Raw genomic sequence first — 1,240 nt, forward strand, 5'->3', positions numbered from 1 at the left:
TTGCCATGGACTATGAGGATCAGCAAAGAACACCTGCACCCCTGACTCGGCAGTGAACCGTGCGTGGTCTGACAGCTCCTTACCACGATCCCACGTTAACGATTTCCATAGCTGGGCAGGCAGTTTGGTGACAGTTTTTCTGAGAGCATTGGCCATCGTGACGGCACCATAGCCAGCCAACGGCTGCCCATTCTTTACCCTTGGGGTCAAGCCATAGCCATCCTCTCGTGGCAAGTGCACAAGCATGGTCAAGCGGCTTGTGCGCTCGACCAGCGTGCCAATCGCTGATCGTCCCAAACCGATGATCAAGTCCCCCTCCCAATGTCCTGGTACTTTGCGATCTTCTATCTCGAACGGTCGATTGCAGATCATTACTTCTTCACTGACATGAGCCCACGCTTTAGCTTGGCACCTTGCCCGAGGAACACGTAGCGCCCGCCCGGTGCGCAGATAACTGACCGTCTCTCGCTTGAGGGCACCTCGACCCTGGATGTACAGGGCTTGGTAGATGGCTTCGTGTGAGATGCGCATCGATGGATCATTTGGAAAGTCCAGCCGTAATCGGTTCGCAATTTGCTGTGGAGACCAACCTTTGACCCACTTGCGATCACAGCGGTGGGGCTTGTTGCGGCCAATGAACGCCGCTTGCTGGGGGCCGGCAACTTCCCACCCTTGCACATCGTAAATGGAGCCTTCCAAGCGTTCTTGGACATATTCACGCAACCGTGGATTCGTTACCAGCTTGGATGGTTTGGGGCGTTTGGCCACAAGTTCTGCTTTCCACTGCGCAACGGATGCTCGATATTCCAACTTGCCCCCGCGAGTCGCCGCATTGCGTGTCAGCTCCCTCGATACAGTAGAAGGACTTCGGCCAATTCGACGAGCAATCTCCCGCACGCCAATATCCTGCGCACGAAGTAATCCGATCTCTTCTCGTTGGTCAAACGACAGATACCTGTTGGATACAGGCTTGGACATAAACAATGGCATGCCGCCACGATGCCTGAACCAACGAGCCCCAACCGCCTGTGATGCACCAACAGCTTCGGCTGCTTTCTCACTGGTGATGCCCTTGGCGATCTGAAGCCAGAACTGACGCTCGATCTCTCGTCGATGTGACGGAGCACCAGGAGATCGCATGGCGTCTCTGCCAGTAAATTGCTTCATCCATCCTGCGGGACGTCCCATAAACACCTCCTGATTAAAGGTGTTGCGACGACCGGTTGAATCCACCCAATAC

The 1,240-nt window shown here is 55.2% G+C and carries 1 protein-coding gene; it reads right to left on the reverse strand.

Translation table 11 applies throughout. The annotated features are described in order from the left end of the window. A partial coding sequence (locus SJH88_RS19125) for an IS30 family transposase (RefSeq protein WP_274755391.1) occupies positions 1-1,167 on the reverse strand: 1,167 nt, incomplete at its 3' end. Between the last annotated feature and the right edge of the window lie 73 nt (positions 1,168-1,240).

The organism is Comamonas sp. GCA5, assembly GCF_036541385.1.
GTDB lineage: Bacteria > Pseudomonadota > Gammaproteobacteria > Burkholderiales > Burkholderiaceae_C > Comamonas > Comamonas aquatica.